Here is a 20,103-nt window from a genome sequence, read left to right on the forward strand (position 1 = left end):
TCGTGACGGCGCCCAGGCAGCCCCGCCGCCCGGTTCCCGGGCCCGCGCGCCCCGTCGCCCGGCCGGCGCGCCCCCGTCCCGGTGACCGCTCCCTGCGGCTGGGCAACCCCCGGCCCCGGCTGCGGGCGATCGGCGTGGGGCTCACGCTCGTCCTGCTGGTCTTCACGGTCCGGCTGCTCCAGGTGCAGGCCGTCGACGCCAGCGCCTACGCGGCCCGGGCCAACGTCAACCGCTACATCCCAGTGACGCTGGCCGCCGAGCGCGGTGCCATCACCGACCGCACCGGCGTGGACCTGGCCACCACCGTCGACGCCTACGACATCACCGCCGCCCCCGACCTCCTCACCCCCGAGCGGATCAAGGCCGAGGGCGCGGCGGGGCGGGCCGCCCGGCTGCTGGCCCCGGTCCTCGGCGAGGACGCGGGCACGCTGGAGCAGAAGCTCACCGCCAACCCCAAGTCCAAGTACGTCGTGCTGGCCCGCCGGCAGACCCCGCAGGTCTGGAAGAAGATCTCGGAGCTGAAGAAGGCGCAGGCGGAGAAGGCCCGCCGCAAGCAGGGCGTCAACGTCCTGGCCGGGGTGAACCGCGAGTCGCACAGCAAGCGCGTCTACCCCAACGGCGACCTGGCCGCCGGCCTGCTGGGCTTCGTCAACGGCGACGGCCGGGGCGCCGGCGGCCTGGAGGCCCAGCTGGAGGAGATCCTCGCCGGCAAGAACGGCAAGCGCGTCTACGCCCAGTCCGGCGGCCGGCAGGTGCCCACCGGCGACATGAAGGAACAGGCCGCCGTGCCCGGTTCCGGCGTGGAGCTGACCATCGACCGCGACATCCAGTGGGCGGCCCAGAACGCCGTCGCCAAGCAGGTGCGCGAGTCCGGGGCGGACCGGGGCTACGTCGTCGTCCAGGACACCCGCAGCGGCGAGATCCTGGCCATGGCCAACGCCCCCGGCTACAACCCCAACGACCTGGAGCACGCCGACCGCTCCGCCCTGGGCAACGCCGCCCTCCAGGACGCCTACGAGCCCGGCAGCGTCAGCAAGATCATGACGATGGCCGCCGTGCTGGAGGAGGGCGTCGCCACGCCCGAGACCCATGTGGAGGTCCCCAACCGGCTGCCGCGCGCCGACCGTGCCTTCGCCGACGACGTGGATCACCCCACCTGGCACCTGACCCTCAACGGGGTGCTCGCCAAGTCCAGCAACATCGGCACGATCCTGGCCAGCGAGCAGCTGGGCAAGACCCGGGAGGAGGCGAACGAGGTCCTCTACACCTACCTCCGCAAGTTCGGCATCGGCCGCCCCACCGGCCTCGGCTTCCCCGGGGAGACGCCCGGCCTGCTGGCCAGGCCGGGGGAGTGGAAGTCCTCGCGGGCCTACACCATCCCCTTCGGCCAGGGCCTGTCCCTCAACGCCGTCCAGGCCGCCTCCGTCTACTCCACCATCGCGGCCGGCGGCGAGCGCGTACAGCCCTCCCTGGTGCGCGGCACCAAGGGGCCCGACGGCCGCTTCACCCCCGCCGACACCGCCCCGCGCACCCGGGTGGTCGGCGAGAAGACCGCCCGGCAGCTCGCGCAGATGCTGGAGTCGGTCGTCGACGACCAGGAGGGCACCGGGACCAAGGCGAAGATCCCCGGCTACCGGGTCGCCGGCAAGACCGGCACGTCCAACCGGGTGGACCCCACCACCGGCCGCTACCACGGCTACACCGCCTCCTTCGCCGGCTTCGCCCCCGCCGACCAGCCCCGGATCACCGTCTACTGCGCCATCCAGAACCCCACCAAGGGCAGCTACTTCGGCGGCCAGGTCTGCGGACCCGTCTTCAAGCAGGTCATGGAGTTCGCGCTGAAGACCCTCCAGGTGCCCCCGTCGGGCACCCGGCCGCCGCGGCTGCCGGTGAGCTACGAGTGAGCCGGGCCGGCCGTGACGACGATCACTCCCGACCCGGGGAACCGCGGCCGGCGACGCCCCTCGCTTCGCGACGAGGCGGGTACGCCCGGTACGCTCACCGCCGTGCCCCACGCTGATCAGTCCCACACCACCTCCCAGGACACGCCCGCCGTGTCCCCGGGAGCGCCTCGTCCCACCCGGGTCCGCCCCGTGCCCCTGACGGAGCTGGCCGCTCAGCTGGGCATCGCCGCCCCCGAGGGCGCGGAGGCCGTCGCGGTCACCGGGATCACCCATGACTCGCGCGCCGTCCGCCCGGGCGACGTCTACGCCGCCCTGCCCGGCGCCCGCTTCCACGGCGCGGACTTCGCCGCGCAGGCCGCGGGCCTCGGCGCCGCCGCCGTGCTGACCGACCCGGCGGGCGCCGAGCGCGCCGCCGCCACCGGCCTGCCCGTGCTCACCGTGGCCGCCCCGCGCGACCGGATGGGCGCCCTGGCCGCCACGATCTACGGCCGGCCCGCCGACGAGCTGCTGACCGTCGGCATCACCGGCACCTCAGGCAAGACCACCACCGCCTACCTGATCGAGGGCGGCCTGCGCGCCATGGGCGGCCCCACGGGCCTGATCGGCACCGTGGAGTCCCGGATCGGCGACGAGCGGGTCAAGTCGGAGCGCACCACGCCCGAGGCCACCGACCTCCAGGCGCTGTTCGCGGTGATGCGCGAGCGCGCCGTCCGCTCGGTCGCCATGGAGGTCTCCAGCCACGCCCTGCGGCTCGGCCGCGTCGACGGCTGCGTCTTCGACGTCGCCGTCTTCAACAACCTCAGCCCCGAGCACATGGAGTTCCACTCGGGCATGGAGGACTACTTCGCCGCCAAGGCGGAGCTGTTCACCAAGGAGCGCAGCCGCCTCGGCGTGGTCAACGCCGACGACGAGTACGGCCGCCGCCTCGCCGCGGGCGAGTCCGAGGTCCCGGTGATCACCTTCTCCGCCGAGGGTCGCGAGGACGCCGACTGGCGCGCCGTCGACGTCGAGATCGGCCCGTTCGACTCCACCTTCACCGTGCTCGGCCCCGAGGGCGTCTCCGTGACCGCCAGGGCGCCGCTCGCCGGCCCGTTCAACGTCGCCAACGCCCTGGCCGCGATCGTCGCGCTCGTCGCCGCGGGCGCGCAGCCGCAGGAGGCCGCCGACAGCGTCGCTGCCGTCCCCGGCGTCCCCGGCCGGCTGGAGCGCGTGGACGCGGGCCAGCCCTACCTGGCCGTCGTCGACTACGCCCACAAGACGGACGCAGTCGAATCGGTTCTCCGCGCTCTGCGCGCGGTCGGCAGTGGCCGCGTCCACGCCGTGCTCGGCTGCGGCGGCGACCGCGACACCACCAAGCGCGCCCCCATGGGCCGCGCGCTGGCCCGCCTCGCCGACACGGCCGTGCTGACCTCCGACAACCCCCGCTCCGAGGATCCCCTCGCGATCCTCGCCACCATGCTCGCGGGCGCCGCCGAGGTGCCCGCCGCCGAGCGCGGCACCGTCCTCCTGATGGAGGACCGTGCCGCCGCCATCGCCGCCGCCGTCGCCCGCGCCGAACCCGGCGACACCGTCCTGGTCCTGGGCAAGGGACACGAACAGGGCCAGGACATCGCCGGAGTGGTACGCCCCTTCGACGACCGCCAGGTGCTGCGCGAGGCCATCGAGCACCGTCAGGCGGCCATCACGCACCGGAACGACCAGGGATGACCAACCGCCATGCGCGCACAACCCTCCCCCCGGCAGCTCCCCCGAACGGCAGGAGGTGACCTCCGGTGATCGCACTGTCCCTCGCCGAGATCGCCGCGATCGTCGGCGGACAGCAGCACGACATACCGGACCCGGGGCTCATCGCCACCGGCCCGGTCGTGATCGACTCCCGTGAGGTGCGGCCCGGCAGCCTCTTCGCCGCGCTGCCCGGCGACCGCGTCGACGGCCACGACTACGCCGAGCGCGCCATCGCCTCGGGCGCGGCGGCCGTACTGGCCGCTCGGCCCGTCGGCGTACCCGCGATCGTCGTCCCCGACGTCGTCGAGGCACTGGGCGCCCTCGCCCGCGCCGTGGTGGAGCGGCTCGGCACCACCGTCGTCGGGCTCACCGGCTCGGCCGGCAAGACCAGCACCAAGGACCTGATCGCCCAGCTGCTGGAGCGCCTCGGCCCCACCGTGTGGACGCCCGGCAACTTCAACAACGAGATCGGCCTGCCGGTCACGGCCCTGATGGCGACCGAGGACACCCGTCACCTCGTCCTGGAGATGGGCGCCCGCGGCATCGGCCACATCCGCTACCTCGCCGGGCTCACCCCGCCCCGCGTCGGCCTCGTCCTCAACGTCGGCACCGCCCACATCGGCGAGTTCGGCGGCCGTGAGGCGATCGCCGAGGCCAAGGGCGAGCTGGCCGAGGTGCTGCCCGCCGCCGCTGAGGGCGGCGTCGCCGTGCTCAACGCCGACGACCCCCTGGTCCGCGCCATGAGCGCCCGCACCAAGGCCCGGGTGCTCCTCTTCGGCGAGGCCCCGGACGCCGACGTCCGCGCCGGGAACGTCCGCCTCGACGACTTCGGCCGCCCCTCCTTCACGCTTCACACACCCACCGGGTGCGCCGACGTGACCATGCGGCTGTACGGTGAGCACCACGTGTCGAACGCGCTCGCCGCGGCCGCCGTCGCCCATGAGCTGGGCATGCCCGTAGCGGAGATCGCCTCCGCGCTCTCCGGGGCGGGCCAGCTCTCCCGCTGGCGGATGGAGGTCACCGAGCGCGCGGACGGCGTGACGATCGTCAACGACGCCTACAACGCGAACCCCGAATCCATGCGAGCGGCGCTGCGCGCGCTGGCCGCGATGGGCGAAGCCGCCCGGGCTAGGGGTGGACGGACGTGGGCAGTACTCGGTCAGATGGCCGAGCTGGGCGAGGAGTCACTCGCCGAGCACGACGCGGTCGGACGGCTGGCCGTCCGGCTCAATGTCGGCAAGCTCGTGGCAGTCGGGGGCAGGGAAGCGGCCTGGTTGCAGATGGGCGCCTATAACGAGGGTTCGTGGGGTGAGGAGTCGGTGCACGTGTCCGACGCGCAGGCGGCCGTCGACCTGTTGCGCAGTGAGCTGCGCCCGGGAGACGTCGTGCTGTTGAAGGCGTCCCGGTCGGCGGGGCTGGAGCGGGTGGCCGAGGCGCTGCTCGCGGTCGACGGTGAGGTCGCCGGCTGATGAACCAGATCCTCTTCGCGGGTGTCATCGGTCTGTTCCTGACCCTCATCGGCACCCCGCTGCTGATCAAGTTCCTCGCCCGCAAGGGCTACGGCCAGTTCATCCGTGACGACGGCCCCCGCGGCCACGCCGGGAAGAAGGGCACGCCCACCATGGGTGGCATCGCCTTCATCCTGGCCACGCTCATCGCGTACGCCCTGACGAAGGTGATCACCAGCAAGGAGCCCACGACCTCGGGCCTGCTGGTGCTCTTCCTGACCGCGGGCATGGGCCTGGTCGGCTTCCTCGACGACTACATCAAGATCGTCAAGCAGCGCAGCCTCGGTCTGCGCGCCAAGGCCAAGATGGCCGGCCAGCTGATCGTCGGCATCGCCTTCGCCGTCCTCGCGCTGCAGTTCGCCGACACCCGGGGCCAGACCCCGGCCTCCACGCGGCTGTCCTTCACCCAGGACTTCGGCTGGTCCGTCGGCCCCGTGATCTTTGTGATCTGGGCACTGTTCATGATCCTCGCGATGTCGAACGGCGTGAACCTCACCGACGGCCTCGACGGCCTGGCCACCGGCGCCTCCGTGATGGTCTTCGGCGCCTACGTCTTCATCGGCACCTGGCAGCACGGCCAGTGGTGCGGCAACTCCCTCACCGCCGGCGCCGCCTGCTACGAGGTGCGCGATCCGCTCGACCTCGCCGTGGTCGCCTCGGCCCTGATGGGCTCCTGCTTCGGCTTCCTGTGGTGGAACACCTCGCCCGCCAAGATCTTCATGGGCGACACCGGCTCGCTCGCCCTCGGCGGCGCCCTCGCGGGCCTGGCGATCTGCTCCCGCACGGAGCTGCTGCTCGCCCTCCTCGGCGGTCTGTTCGTCCTCATCACCATGTCCGTGGTGATCCAGGTCGGCTCGTTCCGCCTCACCGGGAAGCGCGTCTTCCGGATGGCTCCGCTCCAGCACCACTTCGAGCTCAAGGGGTGGAGCGAGGTCCTGGTCGTGGTCCGCTTCTGGATCATCCAGGGCCTGTGCGTGGCCGTCGGCCTCGGAATCTTCTACGCCGGATGGTTGGCCATCAAGTGAGCACCGCAGAGTTCAGCGGCAAGCACATCACCGTCGCCGGTCTCGGCGTGAGCGGCGTCAGCGCCGCCCGCGCCCTGGCCGGCCTCGGCGCGACCGTCACCGTCGTCGACGGCGGCGACAGCGAGGCCCTGCGCGAGCGCGCCGCCTCCCTGGAGACCGCCGGGATCACCGTCCGCCTCGCCGACGCGGACACCCTCCCCGAGGGCACGGACCTCGTCGTCACCTCGCCCGGCTGGAAGCCCGACAGCCCGCTCTTCGCGGCCGCCGCCGAGGCGGGCGTGGACGTCGTCGGCGACGTCGAGATCGCCTGGCGGCTGCGTGGCCCCGACGCCGCGCCCTGGCTGGCGGTCACCGGCACCAACGGCAAGACGACCACCGTGCAGATGCTCGCCTCCATCCTCAAGGCCGCCGGGCTGCGCACGGCCGCCGTGGGCAACATCGGCACCCCGATCGTCGATGTCGTGCTCGGCGACGAGCCCTACGACGTCCTCGCCGTCGAGCTCTCCAGCTACCAGCTGCACTGGGCGCCCTCGCTGCGCGCCCACTCCGCGGCCGTGCTCAACCTCGCCCCCGACCACCTCGACTGGCACGGCTCCATGCGCGCCTACGCCGCCGACAAGGGCCGGATCTACGAGGGCAACACGATCGCCTGCGTCTACAACGTCGAGGACCCGCGCACCGAGCGCCTGGTGGAGCAGGCCGACGTCGAGGAGGGCTGCCGCGCCATCGGCTTCACCCTCGGCGCCCCCGGCCCCTCCATGCTCGGTGTCGTCGAGGGCCTGCTCGTCGACCGCGCCTTCGTGGAGAACCGCCACCAGCAGGCCCAGGAGCTGGCCGAGGTCGCCGACGTCCACCCGCCGGCGCCGCACAACATCGCCAACGCGCTGGCCGCCGCCGCCCTGGCCCGCGCCTTCGGCGTGGAGGCCGCCGCCGTCCGGGACGGCCTGCGCGCCTTCCGGCCCGACGCCCACCGCATCGCCCACGTCGCCGACGTCGACGGCGTCGCCTACGTGGACGACTCCAAGGCCACCAACACCCACGCCGCCCAGGCCTCCCTCGCGGCGTACGAGTCGATCGTGTGGATCGCCGGCGGCCTCGCCAAGGGCGCCACCTTCGACGACCTGGTCGCCTCCGCCGCCAAGCGGCTGCGCGGAGTCGTCCTGATCGGGGCCGACCGGGCGCTGATCAGGGAAGCCCTGACGCGACACGCCCCGGATGTGCCGGTGGTGGACCTCGACCGGACCGACACTGGGGCGATGGCCGAGGCGGTCCGCGAGGCGGCGCGGCTCGCCGGCCCGGGGGACACCGTCCTCATGGCCCCGGCCTGTGCGTCGATGGACATGTTCACCAACTACAACAAGCGCGGCGAGGCCTTCGCCGAGGCGGTGCGGGCCCTCGCGGCCGGCCGCGGCACGGACGCGTAGCCCACCGGTCCCCGCGGCCGGGCGCCGCGCCAGCCAGGAACCGACGAGCGCGGCGGTCCGGCCCCGGCGACGCGGCCGGACGGCGCGGGAGACAGCGGAGGGGCGACCCGGATGCACGCGGACGACATGCTGACGCCGGCCGGCGTGTGGACGGCCCTGCGGGGGTCCGCGGCGGGCTCCCGGTCCGTACGGGCGCCCCGCCCCGCGGCCCGTGGCGGGGCCGGGCGCGCCCCCGCGCCCCGGCGGCCCCCGGGCGGCCGGGGCGGCGGCCTGAAGGGCCTCCACGCCCGTGCCAGACGCGCCTGGGACCGGCCGCTGACCGCGTACTACCTAGTGCTCGGCGGCTCCCTGCTGATCATCGTGCTCGGCCTGGTGATGGTCTACTCCGCCTCCCAGATCAAGGCCCTCCAGAACGGCCTGGCCCCCAGCTACTTCTTCCGCAAACAGCTGCTGGCCGCCGCCATCGGCACCGTCCTGCTGCTCGCGGCCGCCCGCACACCGGTCCGGCTGCTGCGCGCCCTGGCCTACCCCCTGCTGGCCGTCTCGGTCTTCCTGCTCTGCCTGGTCCAGGTGCCCGGCATCGGCGAGACCATCAACGGCAACACCAACTGGATCTCGCTCGGCGGGCCCTTCCAGATGCAGCCCAGCGAGTTCGCCAAGCTCGCGCTGGTGCTCTGGGGCGCCGACCTGCTGGCCCGCAAGCACTCCAAGAAGCTCCTCACCCAGTGGAAGCACCTGCTGGTGCCGCTGGTGCCGGTCACCTTCCTGCTGCTGGGCCTGATCATGCTCGGCGGCGACATGGGCACCACCGTGGTGCTCACCGCGGTGCTGCTCGGCCTGCTGTGGGTGGCGGGCGCCCCCACCCGGCTCTTCTCCGGGGTGTTCGGCGTCACCGCCGCCCTCGCCGTACTCTTCATCAAGACCAGTGCGAACCGGATGTCCCGGCTGGAGTGCATCGGGGCCACGGACCCGGGCGACCACGACCAGTGCTGGCAGGCCGTGCACGGCATCTACGCGCTGGCCAACGGCGGCTGGTTCGGTGCCGGACTCGGGGCGAGTGTGGAAAAATGGGGTGAACTACCCGAGCCACACACCGACTTCATCTTCGCCATCACCGGCGAGGAGCTGGGTCTCGCGGGGACGCTGTCGGTACTCGCCCTGTTCGCGGCTCTAGGCTATGCGGGTATCCGCGTGGCCGGACGCACGGAGGACCCCTTCGTGAGGTACGCCGCGGGAGGCGTGACCACCTGGATCACGGCCCAGGCCGTGGTCAACATCGGTGCGGTGCTCGGTCTGCTGCCGATCGCCGGTGTCCCGCTCCCGCTGTTCTCCTACGGAGGGTCCGCCCTGCTGCCGACCATGTTCGCCATCGGACTGCTCATCGCCTTCGCGCGCGACGAACCCGGTGCGCGGGCGGCGCTGGCCATGCGGCAGCCTGGGGTGAGATGGAAGACGATGAGACGGCGCGTCAAGAAGCGACCGTCCGGAGAGCGGTGAATTTCGGTGCATGTCGTACTCGCCGGCGGAGGAACCGCCGGACACATCGAGCCCGCGCTCGCCCTCGCGGACGCCCTGCGCAGGCAGGACCCGACCGTGGGGATCACGGCGCTCGGCACGGAGCGGGGCCTGGAGACCCGGCTGGTGCCCGAGCGGGGCTACGAGCTGGGGCTGATCCCCGCCGTACCGCTGCCCCGCAAGCCCACCCCGGAGCTGATCACCGTCCCCGGGCGGCTGCGCGGCACCATCAAGGCCGCCGAGCAGATCCTGGAGCGCACCAAGGCGGACTGCGTGGTCGGCTTCGGCGGCTACGTGGCGCTGCCCGGCTATCTGGCCGCCAAGCGGCTCGGTGTGCCGATCATCGTCCACGAGGCCAACGCCCGCCCCGGCCTGGCCAACAAGATCGGCTCGCGCTACGCCGCCGGCGTCGCGGTGTCCACCCCGGACAGCAAGCTGCGCAACGCCCGCTACGTGGGCATCCCGCTGCGCCGCACCATCGCCACCCTGGACCGGGCGGCCGTCCGCCCCGAGGCCCGGGCCGCCTTCGGCCTCGACCCCAACCTGCCCACGCTGCTGGTCTCCGGCGGCTCGCAGGGCGCCCGCAGGCTGAACGAGGTCGTCCAGACCGTCGTCCCGTTCCTCCAGCGCGCGGGCATCCAGGTACTGCACGCGGTGGGCCCGAAGAACGAACTGCCGCGCGTCGACAACATGCCCGGAATGCCGCCCTATGTCCCGGTATCGTATGTTGACCGGATGGACCTCGCGTACGCCGCGGCCGACATGATGCTCTGCCGCGCGGGCGCGATGACCGTCGCCGAGCTGTCCGCCGTCGGCCTCCCGGCGGCCTACGTCCCGCTGCCCATCGGCAACGGCGAGCAGCGGCTCAACGCCCAGCCGCTGGTCAAGGCGGGCGGCGGCCTGCTGGTCGACGACGCCGAGCTCACCCCCGAGTGGGTGACGTCCAACGTGCTCCCGGTGCTGTCCGATCCGCACCGGCTGTACGACATGTCCCGGGCCGCCGCCGAGTTCGGCCGGCGCGACGCCGACGAGCTGCTGGTCGGCATGGTGTACGAGGCGATCGCCGCACGCAGAGCGGGCTGACGGCCCGTAGGAGCAGGAGGCTGGGGAACGTGGCCGGACCGACGACCGCCCGGCGTGGGGCGGCCAAGAACGGCAAGTCCAAGTCCTCCGGGGCCGCGAGGTCTTCCGGGTCCTCCGGACCGGCCGGGCGGCCGAGGCCGTCCCGGTCCCCGTCCTCCGGTACGCCCCGGCGGGGCCGCGCGCCCCGCCGGAGCGGCCCGGGCGGCCCCCGGACCCGCCTCCGCTCCGGCGCGCGCGGACCGCTCCTCTGGGCGGTCGTCAGCCTGCTGTCCGGCGCCGCCGCCATCTGGGTGCTCTACGGTTCCGGCTGGCTGCGCGTCACCCGCGTGGAGGTCAGCGGCACCACGGTGCTGACGGCCGAACAGGTTCGCGAGGCGGCCCGGGTGCCGCTGGGCGACCCCCTGGCGTCCGTGGACACCGACGCCATCGAGGAGCGGCTGCTGACCCGGCTGAAGCGGATCGAGTCGGTGGACGTCGTACGTTCCTGGCCGCACGCGATCGGTCTGAAAGTGACCGAACGACGCCCCAAGGTGCTGCTCGAAAAGGGCGGGAAGTTTATTGAAATCGACGGCTCCGGAGTGCGGTTCGCCACAGTCGATCAAGCCGTGGCCGGGGTGCCCCGGCTCGTGGTGGAGAGCTCGGACTCGCCCGGCAACCGCCGGTTCGGCGTCGAACGGCTGGAGCGCGAGGCCGCCCGCGTCGCCGCCGACCTGCCCGCCGAGGCCCGCCGGGAGACCCGGGCCATCCGGGTCCGCTCCTACGACTCCATCACCGTGGAGCTGACGGATGATCGGACGATCGCCTGGGGAAGTGGTGAGCGGGGCGAGGCGAAGGCCCGTACGCTCGTCGCGCTCCTCAAGGCCGCGGGGGGCGCGAAACACTTCGATGTGAGCGCCCCGGCGGCCCCCGCGGTGTCCGGGAGTTGACGTCGATCCCGGCTGGCCAGCACCCTGGTTGGCTACGGCTATGGGTGATCACATAGGGTGAAAAGAAAAACGGGAGGTTCGGCGTGTTCGTTGAAGCCGCGCCGCTTGTCGACTTAGTGTCCTGTTTCGGAGAACCCAGGGAACAGTGGCACCGGTAACCCTAAACTTCAACGTTAGGGTTCGGGTCGGCATTGAGAACCGCCCCCAGGCATACGTAACTCGAGGCGAGAGGCCTTCGACGTGGCAGCACCGCAGAACTACCTCGCAGTCATCAAGGTCGTCGGCATCGGCGGCGGTGGCGTGAACGCCATCAACCGGATGATCGAGGTCGGTCTCAAGGGCGTCGAGTTCATCGCGATCAACACCGATGCACAGGCCCTGCTGATGAGCGACGCCGACGTCAAGCTCGACGTCGGCCGGGAACTCACCCGCGGCCTCGGTGCCGGCGCGAACCCCGATGTCGGCCGCAAGGCGGCCGAGGACCACCGCGAGGAGATCGAGGAGGTCCTCAAGGGGGCCGACATGGTCTTCGTCACCGCCGGCGAGGGCGGCGGCACCGGCACCGGCGGCGCGCCCGTCGTGGCCAACATCGCCCGCTCGCTGGGCGCCCTGACGATCGGTGTGGTCACCCGGCCCTTCACCTTCGAGGGCCGGCGCCGGGCGAACCAGGCCGAGGACGGCATCGCCAGCCTCCGCGACGAGGTCGACACCCTCATCGTCATCCCCAACGACCGGCTGCTGTCCATCTCGGACCGCCAGGTGAGCGTGCTCGACGCGTTCAAGTCGGCCGACCAGGTCCTGCTCTCCGGTGTCCAGGGCATCACCGACCTCATCACCACCCCGGGCCTGATCAACCTGGACTTCGCCGACGTCAAGTCCGTGATGTCCGAGGCGGGCTCGGCCCTCATGGGCATCGGCTCGGCCCGCGGCGACGACCGTGCCGTGGCCGCCGCCGAGATGGCGATCTCCTCGCCGCTGCTGGAGGCGTCCATCGACGGCGCCCGCGGTGTGCTGCTCTCCATCTCCGGCGGCTCCGACCTCGGTCTCTTCGAGATCAACGAGGCGGCCCAGCTGGTCAGCGAGGCCGCCCACCCCGAGGCCAACATCATCTTCGGTGCCGTCATCGACGACGCCCTGGGCGACGAGGTCCGGGTCACGGTCATCGCGGCCGGCTTCGACGGCGGCCAGCCGCCGGCCAAGGGCAGCCGCGACAAGGTGCTCGGCGGCTCCTCCTCCTACGGCTCCGGCCGCGAGGAGAGCCCGGTCGGCGCTCCCAGCCGGCCGGCCTCGGCTCCGTCCGAGCCGTCCCGCCCGTCCTTCGGCGGCCTCGGCAGCGTGACCCCGCGCACCGAGGAGCCCACGCCGGCCGAGCCGTCGCCGGTCGCCGAGGTCCCCCCGCCGCCGGTCAGCTCCCCGCAGGTGCCGCCGGCCCGTCCGTACCAGGACTCGACGGCCGAGGAACTGGACGTTCCCGACTTCCTGAAGTAGCCCCGGGCCGGACACCTTCTCAGGGAACGGCTGACCAGCACCGAGTGATAGGGCAACAGCACACCGTGCCCCCCGTAGAACACGTGGCACACGCGAGCGGCGCGCACTTCGCCTCCACCGACAGGTGGGGCGGGGTGAGCGCCGCTCCGTATGCGGAGCTCAACCTCGGCGGCGCGGTCGGCGACGACCCCGCCGCCGTGCGGACCAACCGCGGGCGGGCAGCCGAGGCCCTCGGCCTCGACCCGGCGTCGGTCGTCTGGATGAACCAGGTCCACGGCAAGGACGTCGCGGTCGTGGACGGACCGTGGCAAAAGGGGGAAACCCCCGCGGTGGACGCGGTCGTGACCACCCGTCGTGGCCTGGCCCTCGCGGTCCTCACCGCCGACTGCGTCCCGGTGCTCCTGGCCGACCCGGTCGCCGGGGTCACGGGCGCCGCCCACGCCGGGCGGCCGGGGCTGGTCGCCGGGGTGGTCCCGGCGGTGGTGACGGAGATGCTCCGGCTCGGCGCCGAGCCGGACCGGATCGTCGGCCGCATCGGCCCCTCGGTCTGCGGCGGCTGCTACGAGGTGCCCGAGGCGATGCGCGCCGAGGTCGCCGGGGAGGTGCCCGAGTCCTGGGCCACCACCCGGCGGGGCACCCCGGCGGTGGACGTGGCGAAGGGGGTCGCGGCCCAGCTGGGCCGGATGGGTGTCACGGCGGTCGGCAGATCGGACATCTGCACGATGGAGTCCGCCGACCACTTCTCCTACCGGCGTGAGCGGACCACCGGACGGCTGGCCTCCTATGTATGGCTGGAGGAGCGGTCATGACGGACCGCAAGACCCTGTTGGCCGACAGCCTCGCCCGGGTGGAGGAACGTATCTCCACCGCCTGCGCCTCGGCCGGCCGGCGGCGGGAGGAGGTGACCCTGATCGTGGTCACCAAGACCTACCCCGCGAGTGACGTCCGTCTCCTCGCGGAGCTGGGGGTGCGTCATGTAGGGGAGAACCGCGACCAGGACGCCGCCCCCAAGGCGGCGGAGTGCTCGGATCTGCCCCTTACCTGGCACTTCGTCGGACAGTTGCAGACGAACAAGGTCCGGTCGGTAGTGAATTACGCCGGTCTGGTGCACTCCATTGACCGGGACCGACTGATCACCTCCCTGTCCCAGGCGGCCGTCCGGTCCGGTCGGGAGACCGGGCTGGACTGCCTGATCCAGGTGGCGCTCGACGCGGAGTCGGGAGAGCGCGGGGTCCGGGGAGGTGTCGCGCCCGACGGCGTGGCGGCCCTGGCCGACGCGATCGCCAAGGCGGAAGGGCTGCGACCGGCGGGACTGATGACGGTCGCTCCGCTCGCCGGCCCCTACGCGGGCAGGCCGAGGGCCGCATTTGACCGGCTGATGGAAATCGCAACGGACCTGCGCGCGGCTCATCCGACTGCGAACATGGTGTCAGCAGGGATGAGCGCGGATCTCGAGGACGCCGTTGCGGCCGGTGCGACACATGTACGTGTCGGCTCAGCGGTACTCGGAGTCCGACCCCGGCTCGGGTAACGTCGCCAGGAAGTCGGACCACAGCAGAAAATATGGTCATTCCCGTCAAAAGGCGGGCGGACCACGTGGATCCGGGCGCCGTTGACGGAGCCGATCCACCACAGAGCGGAGGATGCGGAGAATGGCCGGCGCGATGCGCAAGATGGCGGTCTACCTCGGCCTCGTGGAGGACGATGGGTACGACGGCCCGGGGTTCGACCCCGACGACGAGTTCGAACCCGAGCCGGAGCCGGACCGGCGCCGGCAGCAGCAACACCAGGCGCACACGGCACAACAGACGCAATCGGACGAACCGGTTCGAGTCGCCCAGCCACCCGCGCAGCGTGAACCGGCTCCGCTCGTAGCAGAACCGGGACGACCCGCCCGAATCGCCCCCGTGTCGTCCATCACACCCGAACGCCACTCTCTGGAGAAGAACGCACCGGTGATCATGCCCAAGGTTGTGTCCGAGCGGGAGCCCTACCGCATCACGACATTGCACCCCCGGACCTACAACGAGGCCCGTACCATCGGGGAACACTTCCGTGAGGGCACTCCGGTGATCATGAATCTCACCGAGATGGACGACACCGACGCGAAGCGTCTCGTCGACTTCGCGGCCGGTCTGGTCTTCGGACTCCACGGCAGCATCGAGCGGGTGACACAGAAGGTGTTCCTGCTGTCGCCTGCTAACGTCGATGTCACGGCGGAGGACAAGGCCCGCATCGCAGAGGGTGGGTTCTTCAACCAGAGCTGAGACGCAACACCGGGCAATCCGGACAACGGCCAGTCAGGCCGAGGTACGAGCAAGGGGAGAGGGAAGCGCGAGATGGGCATCGCACAGCAGGTGATCTACATCGCGCTGTACTGCTTCCTGATCGTGCTGATCTTCCGGCTGGTGATGGACTACGTCTTCCAGTTCGCCCGCTCGTGGCAACCCGGTAAGGCGATGGTGGTCCTCCTGGAGGCCACCTACACTGTCACCGATCCGCCACTCAAGCTTCTGCGGCGGGTCATCCCGCCGCTGCGTCTCGGGGGCGTAGCGCTCGACCTGTCCTTCTTCGTACTGATGATCATCGTCTACATCCTGATCACCGTCGTGAGCCGGCTGTGAACGCGGCTGTGAACGATACGGTCTTGCCGATTGCCGACGACTACGTTGAGGTGAAGAAGAGATGCCGCTGAGCCCCGAGGACGTGCGGAACAAGCAGTTCACGACCGTCCGCCTCCGAGAAGGCTATGACGAGGACGAGGTCGATGCCTTCCTCGACGAGGTGGAGGCGGAACTGACCCGCCTGCTCCGGGAGAACGAGGACCTGCGCGCCAAGCTGGCCGCCGCGACGCGTGCCGCCGCGCAGAACCAGCAGCAGAACATGCGCAAGCCGGAGCCCCAGGACCAGCGACCCGGCGCGCCGGTGCCCGCCGCCATATCGGGCCCGCAGCCGGTGCCGCCGAACCAGCAGCAGATGGGCGGTCCGCCGCAGCTTCCGGGCGGTGCCCCGCAGCTGCCGGCCGGTCCGGGCGGTCACGGCCACGGTCCCCAGGGTCCGCACGGTCCCGGCCCGATGGGACAGAACGGTCCGATGGGTGGCCCGATGGGCAACCCCATGGGACAGAACGGACCGATGGGGCAGAACCCCATGGTGCAGAACGGTCCTATGGGGCAGAACGGTCCGATGGGCCAGAACCCCATGGCGCAGAACGCCCCCATGGGTGCCCCGCAGCTGCCGCAGCCGGGCCAGGGTCCGGGTGGCGACAGCGCGGCTCGTGTCCTCTCCCTCGCACAGCAGACGGCCGATCAGGCGATCGCGGAGGCCCGTTCCGAGGCCAACAAGATCGTCGGCGAGGCCCGCAGCCGCGCCGAGGGCCTGGAGCGGGACGCCCGTGCCAAGGCTGACGCCCTGGAGCGGGACGCGCAGGAGAAGCACCGTGTCGCGATGGGCTCCCTGGAGTCCGCCCGCGCCACGCTGGAGCGCAAGGTCGAGGACCTGCGCGGCTTCGAGCGCGAGTACCGCACGCGACTGAAGTCCTACCTGGAGAGCCAGCTCCGTCAGCTGGAGAACCAGGCGGACGACTCGCTGGCCCCGCCGCGCACCCCGGCCGCCGCGTCGCTGCCGCCGGCCCCCTCGATGAGCGGGTCGATGGCCTCGGCCGGCGCGGGCATGGGCGGTCACAGCATGGGCGGCAACCAGTCGATGGGCGCTCCCTCCGCGGGTGCCCCGTCGTACGGCGGTCAGCAGCAGATGTCCCCGGCCATGACGCAGCCGATGGCTCCGGTGCGGCCGCAGGGGCAGCAGCCGATGCAGGCGCCTTCGCCGATGCGTGGGTTCCTCATCGATGAGGACGACAACTGACGGTTGGCTCTCGCGAGCCGTCGGCACTATGGGCCGGGCCCCTGGGTGATCCCAGGGGCCCGGCCCATTTGCGCGCGCGTTTGCGCGCCTTCGGCGCGTTTTCGCCCACCCTCCCCCAGCGGTAGCTGGGGGAGGGTGGGCGAAACCCCCCGGCGCGGTAGCGCCGGGGGGTCTTGTTCACCTGTCTGCTTACGCCTTACGGAGGCGGAACGTCAGTCCGAGCCCCTCGTCGGTGAAGGGCTCACCGAACGTGTCATCGGCGGAGCCGGACGCGAAGTCCGTGGCCAGCACCTCATCGGCGATGAGCGGCGCGTGCTCGCCCAGCGCAGTGACGACGTCCTCGTCGGAGGAGACCCACCGCAGGGCGATGCGGTCCGCCACGTCCAGGCCGCTGTTCTTCCGCGCCTCCTGGATCAGCCGGATCGCGTCGCGGGCCAGGCCCGCGCGCCGCAGCTCCGGGGTGATCTCCAGGTCGAGGGCGACGGTCGCGCCGGAGTCGGAGGCCACGGACCAGCCCTCGCGCGGGGTCTCCGTGATGATCACCTCATCGGGAGCCAGCGCGACCGTCTCGCCGTCGACCTCCACCGACGCCGTTCCCTCGCGCAGGGCCAGCGACAGCGCCGCCGCGTCGGCCGCCGCGATCGCCTTGGCCACGTCCTGGACGCCCTTGCCGAAGCGCTTGCCCAGTGCGCGGAAGTTGGCCTTGGCGGTGGTGTCGACCAGGGAGCCGCCCACCTCGGAGAGGGAGGCGAGCGAGGAGACGTTCAGCTCCTCGGCGATCTGGGCGCGCAGCTCCTCGCCCAGCGTCTCGAAACCGGCCGCCGCGACCAGGGCGCGCGACAGCGGCTGGCGCGTCTTGACACCGGACTCGGCGCGCGTGGCGCGGCCCAGCTCGACGAGCCGGCGGACCAGCAGCATCTGCTGCGACAGCGCCGGGTCGATCAGCGAGGCGTCCGCGACCGGCCAGGACGAGAGGTGCACCGACTCCGGGGCCTGCGGGTCGACCGGGACGACCAGGTCCTGCCACACCCGCTCGGTGATGAACGGGGTGAGAGGGGCCATCAGCCGCGTGACGGTCTCGACGACCTCGTGCAGCGTGCGCAGTGCGGCGGCGTCGCCCTGCCAGAAGCGGCGGCGGGAGCGGCGGACGTACCAGTTGGAGAGGTCGTCGACGAAGGACGACAGCAGTTTTCCGGCGCGCTGGGTGTCGTAGGCCTCCAGGGCCGACGTGACCTGGTCGACGAGCGTGTTGAGCTCGCCGAGCAGCCAGCGGTCGATCAGCGGGCGGTCGGCCGCCGCCGGGTCGGACGCCGAGGGTGCCCACTCGGAGGTGCGGGCGTACAGGGCCTGGAAGGCGACGGTGTTCCAGTAGGTGAGGAGGGTCTTGCGGACGACTTCCTGGATGGTGCCGTGGCCGACGCGGCGCGCGGCCCACGGTGAGCCGCCGGCGGCCATGAACCAGCGGACGGCGTCGGCGCCGTGCTGGTCCATCAGCGGGATGGGCTGGAGGATGTTGCCGAGGTGCTTGGACATCTTCCGGCCGTCCTCGGCGAGGATGTGGCCCAGGCAGACGACGTTCTCGTACGACGACTTGTCGAAGACGAGCGTGCCGACCGCCATCAGCGTGTAGAACCAGCCACGCGTCTGGTCGATCGCCTCGGAGATGAACTGCGCCGGGTAGCGCTGCTCGAAGAGCTCCTTGTTCTTGTACGGGTAGCCCCACTGGGCGAAGGGCATGGAGCCCGAGTCGTACCAGGCGTCGATGACCTCCGGCACCCGGACCGCCGTGTGGGAGCAGCCCTCGGTGGTGCAGGTGAAGGTGATCTCGTCGATGTACGGGCGGTGGGGGTCCAGGTCGCTCCGGTCGGTGCCGGTCAGCTCGGAGAGCTCGGCCAGCGAGCCGACGCAGGTGAGGTGGTCGTCCTCGCAGCGCCAGATGGGCAGCGGGGTGCCCCAGTAGCGGTTGCGGGAGAGCGCCCAGTCGATGTTGTTGTTCAGCCAGTCGCCGAAGCGGCCGTGCTTGACCGAGTCGGGGAACCAGTTGGTCTTCTCGTTCTCCGCGAGCAGCCGGTCCTTGATCGCGGTGGTGCGGATGTACCAGGACGGCTGCGCGTAGTAGAGGAGCGCGGTGTGGCAGCGCCAGCAGTGGGGGTAGCTGTGCTCGTAGGCCACGTGGCGGAAGAGCAGGCCGCGCTCGGTGAGGTCGGCGACGAGCTTCTCGTCGGCCTTCTTGAAGAACACGCCGCCGACGAGGCCGAGGCCCTCTTCGAAGGTGCCGTCCGGGCGGACCGGGTTGACGACCGGGAGGCCGTAGGCGCGGCAGGTGATGAGGTCGTCCTCACCGAAGGCCGGGGCCTGGTGGACCAGACCGGTGCCGTCCTCGGTGGTGACGTACTCGGCGTTGACGACGAAGTGGGCGGCCTCGGGGAACTCGACCAGGTCGAACGGGCGACGGTAGTTCCAGCGCTCCATCTCACGACCGCTGAAGCTCTGGCCGGTGGCCGTCCAGCCCTCGCCCAGGGCCTTCTCCAGGAGCGCCTCGGCGACGACCAGCTTCTCGGTGCCGTCGGTGGCCACGACATAGGTGACGTCGGGGTGCGCGGCGGCCGCGGTGTTGGAGACCAGCGTCCACGGGGTGGTCGTCCACACCAGCAGCGAGGCCTCGCCGGCGAGCGGGCCGGAGGTCAGCGGGAAGCGGACGAAGACGGAGGGGTCGACGACCGTCTCGTAGCCCTGCGCCAGCTCGTGGTCGGACAGGCCGGTGCCGCAGCGGGGGCACCAGGGGGCGACGCGGTGGTCCTGGACCAGCAGGCCCTTGTTGAAGATCTCCTTCAGGGACCACCACACGGACTGGACGTACTCCGGGTCCATGGTCCGGTAGGCGTCGTCGAGGTCGACCCAGTAGCCCATGCGGGTGGTGAGCTCGGCGAAGGCGTCGGTGTGGCGGGTCACGGACTCGCGGCACTTGGCGTTGAACTCGGCGATGCCGTACGCCTCGATGTCCTGCTTGCCGGAGAAGCCGAGCTCCTTCTCGACGGCGAGCTCGACCGGCAGGCCGTGGCAGTCCCAGCCGGCCTTCCGGCCGACGTGGTAGCCCTGCATCGTGCGGAAACGGGGGAAGACGTCCTTGAAGACGCGGGCCTCGATGTGGTGGGCGCCGGGCATGCCGTTGGCGGTCGGCGGGCCCTCGTAGAACACCCACTCGGGGCGGCCCTCGGACTGCTCGAGGGTACGGGCGAAGGTCTTGTGCTCCCGCCAGAACTCGAGCACCGCGTGCTCAAGGGCGGGCAGGTCGACCTGTGCGGGTACCTGGCGGTACTGCGTCATGGGCTTCCTCCGGCGGAACGTATCGCACTGTCCGTCGGAGGGACGAGACGCGTTGCGCGCTCCCGCGGTACCACCCTCCTTGGCCGCAGACGCTCCCGGTCTCCAGCCCCCTCATTAGGGTCGCGAAGCCGGCTCTACTGACCCCTCGGCGGGGCGTTCTTCCGGCGGCTCCGGGCTGATCTTCACCCCGCGCACACCCCCGGGCTCGCACCGTCCCCGGATCGCTGATGGCTGCGTGCGGCGCTACTGGTCCCTTCCACGCCTTTCGCTGCGCCCAGTGTACGGGGCGGACGGCGGGGCGGCCGACCGAACAG

At 71.8% G+C, this 20,103-nt stretch carries 15 protein-coding genes; 14 read left to right on the forward strand and 1 reads right to left on the reverse strand.

Annotation, left to right across the window (positions count from 1 at the left end):
• Window positions 1-2 precede the first annotated feature (2 nt).
• The 14 genes from K6I33_RS13765 (at window position 3) to K6I33_RS13830 (ending at window position 16,462) form a co-directional block, all read left to right on the forward strand.
• Window positions 3-1,904: a penicillin-binding protein 2 gene (locus K6I33_RS13765; protein WP_229351481.1), complete on the forward strand. Its 1,902-nt coding sequence runs from the start codon at window positions 3-5 to the stop codon at window positions 1,902-1,904.
• A gap of 12 nt (window positions 1,905-1,916) precedes the next feature.
• Window positions 1,917-3,611: a UDP-N-acetylmuramoyl-L-alanyl-D-glutamate--2,6-diaminopimelate ligase gene (locus tag K6I33_RS13770; protein ID WP_229351486.1), complete on the forward strand. Its 1,695-nt coding sequence runs from the start codon at window positions 1,917-1,919 to the stop codon at window positions 3,609-3,611.
• 65 nt (window positions 3,612-3,676) lie between these two features.
• Window positions 3,677-5,098, forward strand: coding sequence for a UDP-N-acetylmuramoyl-tripeptide--D-alanyl-D-alanine ligase (murF, locus tag K6I33_RS13775; protein WP_229351489.1), 1,422 nt, complete (start codon window positions 3,677-3,679; stop codon window positions 5,096-5,098).
• Window positions 5,098-6,162 (forward strand): phospho-N-acetylmuramoyl-pentapeptide-transferase, encoded by a 1,065-nt coding sequence (gene mraY, locus K6I33_RS13780; RefSeq protein ID WP_229351491.1) that lies wholly within the window; start codon window positions 5,098-5,100, stop codon window positions 6,160-6,162. Before murF ends, mraY begins: the two co-directional genes overlap by 1 nt.
• On the forward strand, window positions 6,159-7,586 hold the full coding sequence (gene murD / locus K6I33_RS13785; protein ID WP_229351493.1) for a UDP-N-acetylmuramoyl-L-alanine--D-glutamate ligase: 1,428 nt from the start codon (window positions 6,159-6,161) through the stop codon (window positions 7,584-7,586). Before mraY ends, murD begins: the two co-directional genes overlap by 4 nt.
• A gap of 111 nt (window positions 7,587-7,697) precedes the next feature.
• Entirely contained in the window at window positions 7,698-9,083 is a 1,386-nt protein-coding gene (gene ftsW, locus K6I33_RS13790) for a putative lipid II flippase FtsW (protein ID WP_229351496.1), read from the forward strand.
• 6 nt (window positions 9,084-9,089) lie between these two features.
• On the forward strand, window positions 9,090-10,184 hold the full coding sequence (gene murG / locus K6I33_RS13795) for an undecaprenyldiphospho-muramoylpentapeptide beta-N-acetylglucosaminyltransferase (RefSeq protein ID WP_229351499.1): 1,095 nt from the start codon (window positions 9,090-9,092) through the stop codon (window positions 10,182-10,184).
• Window positions 10,185-10,213: 29 nt separating this feature from the next.
• Window positions 10,214-11,110 (forward strand): FtsQ-type POTRA domain-containing protein, encoded by an 897-nt coding sequence (locus K6I33_RS13800; protein WP_229351501.1) that lies wholly within the window; start codon window positions 10,214-10,216, stop codon window positions 11,108-11,110.
• 240 nt (window positions 11,111-11,350) lie between these two features.
• Window positions 11,351-12,598 carry a cell division protein FtsZ gene (ftsZ, locus tag K6I33_RS13805; RefSeq protein WP_229351503.1) on the forward strand — a complete coding sequence of 416 codons (1,248 nt, stop codon included), beginning with the start codon at window positions 11,351-11,353 and terminating at the stop codon, window positions 12,596-12,598.
• A gap of 44 nt (window positions 12,599-12,642) precedes the next feature.
• Window positions 12,643-13,407, forward strand: coding sequence for a peptidoglycan editing factor PgeF (pgeF, locus tag K6I33_RS13810; protein WP_374284410.1), 765 nt, complete (start codon window positions 12,643-12,645; stop codon window positions 13,405-13,407).
• A complete protein-coding gene (locus K6I33_RS13815; RefSeq protein WP_229351509.1) occupies window positions 13,404-14,129 on the forward strand; it encodes a YggS family pyridoxal phosphate-dependent enzyme in 726 nt (241 codons plus the stop codon). The genes pgeF and K6I33_RS13815 overlap by 4 nt, the downstream gene beginning before the upstream one ends.
• 121 nt (window positions 14,130-14,250) lie before the next feature.
• The gene (locus K6I33_RS13820) at window positions 14,251-14,865 is read left to right on the forward strand and encodes a cell division protein SepF (protein WP_126913729.1); all 615 of its coding nucleotides are present in this window, start codon (window positions 14,251-14,253) and stop codon (window positions 14,863-14,865) included.
• Window positions 14,866-14,937: 72 nt separating this feature from the next.
• Entirely contained in the window at window positions 14,938-15,222 is a 285-nt protein-coding gene (locus K6I33_RS13825) for a YggT family protein (protein ID WP_086567466.1), read from the forward strand.
• A gap of 61 nt (window positions 15,223-15,283) precedes the next feature.
• Window positions 15,284-16,462, forward strand: coding sequence for a DivIVA domain-containing protein (locus tag K6I33_RS13830; RefSeq protein ID WP_229351512.1), 1,179 nt, complete (start codon window positions 15,284-15,286; stop codon window positions 16,460-16,462).
• A 189-nt stretch (window positions 16,463-16,651) separates the two neighbouring features.
• Here K6I33_RS13830 and ileS read toward each other — a convergent pair whose 3' ends face one another.
• A complete protein-coding gene (gene ileS / locus K6I33_RS13835; RefSeq protein WP_229351515.1) occupies window positions 16,652-19,789 on the reverse strand; it encodes an isoleucine--tRNA ligase in 3,138 nt (1,045 codons plus the stop codon).
• Window positions 19,790-20,103 lie beyond the last annotated feature (314 nt).

The organism is Streptomyces sp. UNOB3_S3 (assembly GCF_020740895.1).
Taxonomy (GTDB): Bacteria; Actinomycetota; Actinomycetes; order Streptomycetales; family Streptomycetaceae; genus Streptomyces.